This is a genomic window from Gordonibacter pamelaeae 7-10-1-b (assembly GCF_000210055.1).
Taxonomy (GTDB): domain Bacteria; phylum Actinomycetota; class Coriobacteriia; order Coriobacteriales; family Eggerthellaceae; genus Gordonibacter; species Gordonibacter pamelaeae.
Genome location: NC_021021.1, coordinates 3,206,690 through 3,214,553, shown reverse-complemented (window position 1 = coordinate 3,214,553; position 7,864 = coordinate 3,206,690). Strand labels below are relative to the sequence as shown.

Annotated in this window: 7 protein-coding genes; 6 read left to right on the top strand and 1 reads right to left on the bottom strand. The window is 67.4% G+C overall.

The features are described 5' to 3' along the window. From GPA_RS14765 to GPA_RS14740, 6 genes are all read left to right on the top strand, one after another. A partial coding sequence (locus GPA_RS14765; RefSeq protein ID WP_041239730.1) for a transaldolase family protein occupies positions 1–222 on the top strand: 222 nt, incomplete at its 5' end. Next, entirely contained in the window at positions 219–1,907 is a 1,689-nt protein-coding gene (gene rho, locus GPA_RS14760; RefSeq protein ID WP_015540370.1) for a transcription termination factor Rho, read from the top strand. The genes GPA_RS14765 and rho, both read left to right, overlap by 4 nt. A 15-nt stretch (positions 1,908–1,922) precedes the next feature. Beyond that, complete coding sequence (sppA, locus tag GPA_RS14755; RefSeq protein ID WP_015540369.1) at positions 1,923–2,993, top strand: signal peptide peptidase SppA; 1,071 nt, start codon at positions 1,923–1,925, stop codon at positions 2,991–2,993. After that, a complete protein-coding gene (locus GPA_RS14750) occupies positions 2,974–5,028 on the top strand; it encodes a methionine--tRNA ligase (protein ID WP_231847665.1) in 2,055 nt (684 codons plus the stop codon). Before sppA ends, GPA_RS14750 begins: the two co-directional genes overlap by 20 nt. A gap of 47 nt (positions 5,029–5,075) precedes the next feature. Further along, a complete protein-coding gene (rnhA, locus tag GPA_RS14745) occupies positions 5,076–5,552 on the top strand; it encodes a ribonuclease HI (RefSeq protein WP_015540368.1) in 477 nt (158 codons plus the stop codon). Positions 5,553–5,721: 169 nt separating this feature from the next. Next, entirely contained in the window at positions 5,722–6,840 is a 1,119-nt protein-coding gene (locus GPA_RS14740; RefSeq protein ID WP_015540367.1) for a coiled-coil domain-containing protein, read from the top strand. 86 nt (positions 6,841–6,926) lie between these two features. Here GPA_RS14740 and yihA read toward each other — a convergent pair whose 3' ends face one another. Next, positions 6,927–7,508 (bottom strand): ribosome biogenesis GTP-binding protein YihA/YsxC, encoded by a 582-nt coding sequence (gene yihA / locus GPA_RS14735; RefSeq protein WP_015540366.1) that lies wholly within the window; start codon positions 7,506–7,508, stop codon positions 6,927–6,929. Positions 7,509–7,864: the final 356 nt, after the last annotated feature.

Below are 7,864 nucleotides of genomic sequence, written 5' to 3'. Positions count from 1 at the left end.
GAGGACGTGGTGGCCGCCGTGAACAACTACGACTTCGGCCACGACGTGGAGATCATCGCCGCGTCCGTGCGCAGCGCGAACCACGTGGCGCAGGCCGCCCTCATGGGCGCCGACATCGCCACCGTGCCCTTCGCCGCGCTCAAGAAGTGCGTGCAGCATCCGCTGACCGACCGCGGCCTCGAGGCGTTCCTCAAGGACTGGGAGAAAGTGCAGAACGCATGAGCGAGAACGAATCAGCAACCGTGGCGCCCGAGGCGCCCGCCCCGGCAGCCAAGCCCACGCGCCGCCGCTCAACGAGCGTGAACGCCGGAGCCGCCGCGAAGGCGCCGGCCGACAAGGCAGCGGAACCGCAGGCCGAGGCCGCATCCCCCGCACCGCGCACGGCCAAGACGCCGCGCAAGTCCGTCAAGGCCGGCGGCCAGGCCGCACCGCAGCAGGGCTCCGGAACCGCCAAGCGCCCGGGCCAGAACTCCAGCGGCAACAAAGGCGGCCAAGGCCAGAACCAGGGCAACCGCCAGAAGCAGAACAACCAGCGCCAGAACGCCTCCGGCGGCAAGCAGAACAACAACAACCGCCGCCAGCGCCGTCCGCACGACAACAACCGCGGTCCCCGCGAGGTGCAGCCCAGCGTGTCGCGCGACGATCTGGCCAAGCTCAAGGTGGCCGAGCTGCGCGAGAAGGCGGCCGAGCTGGGGGTGGACGCCGCCGGCCTCAAGAAGGCCGAGCTCGTCGAGGCCGTGTTCGGGGCCAGCGTGAAGGCCGAGGGCTTCATCGAGGTGTCCGGCATCCTGGACATCCTGGCCGACGGATACGGCTTCTTGCGCACGCAGGGCTACCTGCCCAGCGAGACGGACTGCTACGTGGGCCTGTCCACCATCCGCCGCAACGGCCTGCGCAAGGGCGATATGGTGTCCGGGCAGACGCGCCCGGCGCGCGAGAACGAGAAGTACGCCGCCATCCAGAAGGTCACGGCCATCAACGGAACGCCCATCGAGGAGTGCGGCAACCGGGTGCGCTTCGGCGACCTCACGCCGGTCTACCCCGACGAGTGCTTCCATATGGAGCACGGCAAGAACACCGTCACGGCCCGCGTCATCGACCTTGTGAGCCCCATCGGCAAGGGCCAGCGCGGCCTGATCGTCAGCCCGCCGAAGGCCGGCAAGACCACGGTGCTGAAGAACATCGCAGCCGCAATCACCGCGAACAACCCCGACGTGCACCTCATGTGCCTGCTCGTGGACGAGCGTCCCGAGGAAGTCACCGACATGGAGCGCTCCATCAAGGGCGAGGTCGTGTCCTCCACGTTCGACATGCCCACGGAGAACCACATCGCCGTGTCCGAGCTGGTCATCGAGCGCGCCAAGCGCCTCGTGGAGTGCGGCAAGGACGTGGTCGTGCTGCTGGACTCGCTCACGCGCCTCGCGCGCGCCTACAACCTGGCGCAGCCGGCATCGGGCCGCATCCTGTCCGGCGGCGTGGACTCCACGGCGCTCTACCCGCCCAAGCGCTTCCTGGGCGCCGCCCGCAACATCGAGGGGGGCGGCAGCCTCACCATCCTCGCCTCGGCGCTCATCGACACCGGCTCCAAGATGGACGAGGTCATCTTCGAGGAGTTCAAGGGCACGGGCAACATGGAGCTCAAGCTCGACCGCAACCTCGCCGACCGCCGCATCTTCCCGGCCATCGATCCCGTCGCCTCGGGCACCCGCAAGGAGGAGCTGCTGCTCGACCCGCAGGAGGCGCCGCTCATCTGGGCCGTACGCCGTATCCTGTCGAACACGAACAGCACCGAGCGCGCCATGGACATGCTCATCAAGTCGCTCAAGCAGACCGAGACCAACCAGGAGTTCCTGCTGCGCACGGCCAAGAAGGCCCAGCACACCAAGGGCGACGCCATCGAGATCTAGCAACGGAGGACCACTATGCCCCAGGACAACAACTGGCAGCAGCAGGTGTGGCAGCAGCCCGCCGCCCCGCAGGGCGCACCGGCCCCCCAGCCGCAAGGCTGTCCGCCGTACTACCAGCCCGAGCCGCCGAAGAAGAGCCGCGGTTGGATCGTCGCGCTCGTGGCGGTGCTGTGCGTGTTCGGCATCATCGCGCTGGGCATGTGGTCGTGCACGTCGGCCGTGTCCTCGTCGTTCGGCACGCTGGGCGCGCTGGGGTCCACGGCTACCACGTCGGACGTCGACTACCTGACCTCGGACGCGGTGGGCGTCATCGACATCGACGGCACCATCCAGTACGACGGCACGACCTGCAGCCCCGAGGGCTTGAAGGCGCAGCTCGACGTGGCCGCGGAGAACAAGCACATCAAGGCCGTGGTCCTGCGCGTGAACTCCGGCGGCGGCACGGCCACGGCCGGCGAGGAGATGGCCGCCTACGTGCGCGAGTTCTCCGAAAGCTCCGGCAAGCCCGTCGTGGTGTCGAGCGCCTCCATGAACGCGAGCGCCGCCTACGAGATATCGAGCCAGGCAGACTTCATCTACACGGCCAAGACCACGGCCATCGGCGCCATCGGCACGGCGCTGCAGGTCACGGACCTGTCCGGCCTGCTGGACAAACTGGGTATCTCCATCGAGAACGTCACGTCGTCGGACTCCAAGGACTCCAGCTACGGCACGCGCCCGCTGACCGAGGAGGAGCGCGCCTACTACCAGAACATGGTGAACCAGATCAACGAGACGTTCATCCAGACGGTTGCCGAAGGCCGCGACATGACGGTCGAGGAGGTGCGCGCGCTGGCCACCGGCCTCACGTTCACCGGCATGGAGGCTGTGGAGAACGGCCTGGCCGACGAGATCGGCACGCGCGAGGACGCCGTGGCCAAGGCCGCCGAGCTGGCCAACACGACCGCGTACAAGACCGTGAAGCTCGACAACCCGTCGTCGAGCTTGTCCGACCTGCTGGACCTGATGTCGGAGAGCCGCCTGTCGGCCGACGACCTGGCCCAGGCCTTGAAGGAGCTGGAAAACGATGGCAGCCTTGCCCGATAACGCACCAACTTTGAGCGCCGCTCCCGCCGAGGAGCGCGTCGTGTGGCCGAAGCGCGCCGTGGTCACGGCGGGCATGCCCTACGGCAACAAGCCGCTGCACTTCGGGCACATCGCCGGCGTGTTCGTGCCCGCCGACGCCTTCGCGCGCTTCCTGCGCGACCGCATAGGACCCGAGAACGTGCGCTTCATCAGCGGCACGGACTGCTTCGGGTCGCCCATCAACGAGGGCTACCGCAAGCTGGTTGAGGCCGGCGAGTTCGACGGCACCATCGAGGAGTACGTGCAGAAGAACCACGACGCCCAGAAGGCCACGCTCGACGCCTACGGCATCAGCCTGTCCATCTACGAGGGGTCCGGCATGGGCCATTCGGGCGACGTGCACCAGCTCATCAGCGGCAAGTTCATCGAGAAGCTGCACGAGAACGGGCATCTGCACAAGCGCGCCACGCTGCAGTTCTACGACGCCGAGGCGCACACGTTCCTGAACGGCCGCCAGGTGACGGGCCGCTGCCCCGTGCAGGGCTGCAAGTCCGAGCACGCCTACGCCGACGAGTGCGACCTGGGGCACAGCTACGCGCCCGAGGACCTCATCGCGCCGAAGTCGTCCCTCACCGGTACCGTCCCCGAGATGCGTCCGGTGGAGAACTGGTACTTCGACCTGCCCGCCTTCGGCGACTTCCTGCGCGAGCGGGTGGCCGCGATGGAGGCCGACCCGAACATCCGCGCCATCGTGCCGCAGGCAATAAAGGAGTTCCTGGCGCCGCCGGTCGTCTACATCAAGAACGACGCGCGCGAGGCCTACGAGGCCGTGGCCGCCGATCTTCCCGCCCACGAGCTGCGCGAGCCCGAGAAGGGGAAGCAGAGCTTCGAGATAGAGTTCGCGGACATCGACGCCCGCGACGCGGCGCGCGACGTGCTGGGGCAGGCGGGCATCCGCTTCCGCACCGGCAAGGCGCTCGTGCCGTTCCGCATCACGGGCAACATCGAATGGGGCGTGAAGGCCCCGGTCATCGAGGGGCTGGAGGGGCTTACCGTGTGGTGCTGGCCCGAAAGCCTGTGGGCGCCGATGTCGTTCACCATAGCTGTGAACGACCAGATGGGGCTGCCGCGCGGCAGCTGGCGCGACTGGTGGTGCTCGAAGGACGCCGAGGTCTACCAGTTCATCGGCCAGGACAACCTGTACTTCTACGGCGTGGCCCAGCCTGCGCTCATCGACGCGCTGCGCCCCGGCGACCTCATCATGCCGGGCGTGGCGGAGAACCCGCTGCGCCAGACGCGGCTCGTGGCGAACCACCACATCCTGTTCGGCGACAAGAAGGCGTCGTCGTCGGGCGCGGTGAAGCCGCCCACGGCCGACGAGCTTCTGGACTTCTACACGGTGGAGCAGCTGCGTGCGCACTTCCTGGCGCTCGGGCTCGACCAGAAGTCTGTGGGCTTCAAGCCCAAACCGTTCCTGGCCACCGAGGAGGAGCTTGCCGACCCGCGCGTGGCCGACCCGGTGCTCAAGGAAGGCGCGCTGCTCACGAACGTGTTCAACCGCCTGGCCCGCAGCTGCTTCTACGAGGCGCAGAAGAACTTCGAGGGCTACCTGCCGCTCGGCCGCCCCACGGAAGCCGCGCTCGCGCGCGCGAACGAGACGCTTGCCGCCTACGACCGCCTCATGCTGAAGGTGGAGCTGCATTCCGTCATGTCGCTCATGGACAACTTCATCCGGTTCGCGAACAAGCACTGGTCCGAGGGCATCCGCGCCGCCGAGCTGGAAGAGGACGACGAGGCGCGCCGCCAGGTGCTCGTGGACTCGTTCTACCTGCTGCGCGTGGCCACGCTGCTCATGCACCCCATCGCGCCCGCGGGCACCGAGAAGATCTGCGACTACCTGAGCTTCGAGTTCGACGACTTCTTCAGCTGGAACTACGACCTGGAGGACGTGGGCGAGCTGTGCAGCGCCGGCGAGATCGACGAGGGCCGCCACCGCATCCGCGAGCTGCTGCCCCGCTTCGACTTCTTCGAGAAGCACCCGTCCCAATACAAGTAACCCGAAGGCGCCGCTCACGCGGCGCCTTCCATCGCGAAAGGGCATTCATGCAGGTAGACATCTTCACCGACGGCTCGGCGCGGGGCAACCCGGGGCCGGGCGGGTACGGTGCGGTCATGCGCTTCGTGGACGGCGCCGGCAAGGTGCACGAGAAGGAGCTCTCGCAGGGCTATGAGCACACCACGAACAACCGCATGGAGCTCATGGCCGTGATCGCGGGCCTCGAGGCGCTGAAGCGCCCGTGCGACGTCACGCTGTACTCCGACTCGCAGTACGTGGTGAACGCCTTCAACCAGCATTGGGTGGACGGCTGGCTGAAGCGCGGCTGGAAGAACTCGCAGAAGCAGCCCGTGAAGAACGACGATCTGTGGAAGCGCCTGCTGGCCGCCAAGAAGCCCCATCGGGTGGAGTTCGTCTGGGTGAAGGGCCACGCCGGCCACCCCGAGAACGAGCGCTGCGACGAGCTGGCCACCGCCGCCGCGGACGGGGAGGGGCGCATCGCGGACCAGGGGTTCGCCGGGTAGGGGCCCTGCTCGTCCATCGGCGCGCGGCCCCGGCCTCGCCTTGCTCTCGCATCCGCTTGCGCTGTGATGTTCCTGTATCGATACGGTTGTGCCTTGGAAACGGCGGAGCACGGTCTGTTAGACTGTTGCTCAACGTATCGGAGCTAACGAAGCAGGTGGAGGCCCCCACATGCAGCACAGTGCAACGAAAGCGCGCGCCAAGGGCGCGCTGGCCGGATTCGTCGCGGCATCGCTCGCCGCATCCCTCATGATCCCCTCGCTCGCCTTCGCCGAGCCGACGTCCGCCGAGAAGCAGGCCGAGGCCCAGTCCGCGCTCGCCTCGCTCAACGCGATGCAGGACAAGCTGGAGCAGACGGCCATCGCCTACGACGAGGCGGTGGCGGCCCAGAAGGAAGCCGAGGCCAACCGCAACGAGGCGCAGGCGCGCATCGACGAGGCCACCGGCCAGATAGCCGATCTGCAGGACCATCTGGGAACCCGCGCCCGCAGTATGTACCGTACCGGCAACAGCACCCTGCTCGACCTGCTGTTCGGCTCCACCACGTTCGCGGCGTTCGCCACGAACTGGGATCTGCTCAACACCCTGAACCAGAACGATGCCGACCTCGTGCAGCAGACGAAGGACCTGCGCGCCGAGGTGCAGGAGCAGGAGGCCGTGCTCGCCGAGCAGGAGCGCATTGCCAAGGAGAAGGCTGACGAGGCAAAGCGCAGCAAGGACGAGACGGCGGGAACCATAGCCTCCATGCAGGCCACGTACGACAGCCTGAGCGCCGAGGCCGCCGCCCTGCTCGAGCAGGAGCGCGCCGCCCAGCAGGCCGCCGAGGCCGCCAAGGCCGAAGATGTGGTGAACGCCTCGATCCAGCAGGCGGCTGGCGGCAACGCGGGCAACGCCGGCAACACAGATGGCGGCAACACGGGCTACACGCCCTCGCCGTCGCCTGCACCCTCCTACGACGAGGCCATCGCCGGTACCGTGGTCGGACGCGCGTACAGCCAGATCGGGAAGGCGTACGGATACGGCGACCCGAGCTACGGCGCAGGTCCGAACGAGTACGACTGCTCCGGTTTCGTGTCGTTCTGCCTGTTGGGCAGTTACTCGCGCATGGGCAGCACCTCGACGTTCATGGCTTGGCCCACCGTAAGCGACCCCCAGCCGGGCGATGTGTGCGTCAACTCGGGCCACTGCGGCATCTACATCGGCAACAACCAGATGATCCATGCGGCCACCTACGGCGTGGGTGTCGTCATCGGTCCGGTGCAGGCGGGCATGAAGATCGTCCGCCCGTAAGCGCAATCCGGATGCAAACGCAAAGGAGGGCGGCCGACCGGCCGCCCTCCTTTGCGTTTGCGCTTGGCGCGTAGGGGCGTCGGCTCCTAGGCCACCGCGTCCCTGATGATCTTGCGCAGCTCCTCCATGCCGTCGCCCTTCGCGGACGACGTCACCACCATCGAGGCGTCGTCGCCCAGCGCGAGCTGGCGCTTGAGGGCGGCCTTCTGCTTCATCTGCTGCTGGCGCGACAGCTTGTCGGCCTTCGTCAGCGCAACGACGAAGGGGAGGTCGGCCTCGCGCAAGAAGCGGATCATGTTCTCGTCCAGCTCGGACGCCTCGTGGCGGATGTCCACGAGGGCCACCACGAGCGCGAAGGAGCGGTCCTGGTTGAAGTATCCCTCGATGAGCTCCGACCAGCGCGCCTTCTCCGATTTCGACACCTTGGCGTAGCCGTACCCCGGCAGGTCGACGAACGTCACGCCGTCGCCGTCGAAGAAGTTGATGGTGGCCGTCTTGCCGGGCGTCTGGGACACCTTTGCCAGGCCCTTACGGTTGAACAGCTTGTTCAAGAGCGACGACTTGCCCACGTTCGACCGTCCCGAGAACGCGACCTCGGGAGCCGTCGAGGGCGTAAGCTGCGCCGAGGTGCCGAACGACCGCTCGAACCGTACGTTGTTGAAGTTCATTGCGCTTTCCTTCCGGAGGGGGCTGCATGCCGGTGCGCTCGGAATAGCGGTAGGCGCCGGCCGCTGTTCCATGGTACCGGAACCGCCCCGCCCCGGAGGCTAGAACCGCCGCCCGAACGCGGTTTTTCCACGTTGCCCCCTGCGGGCGGGCGGATTGCCGGCACCGGTTCTGCGGGCACGGGCGATCTAAAAATTACCCATGGTAGACTTTCTGCCCGGCTTCCGCTATCATACCCAATAAGTTACCTATTGCAAACTATAGAGGGATGATCGAGAGGGAGGAACCGCATGAGGGAGATCGAGGCGGCGCGCGGCAACGCGGCACCCCAAGGAACCGATGCGGCCGGGGACGGCCC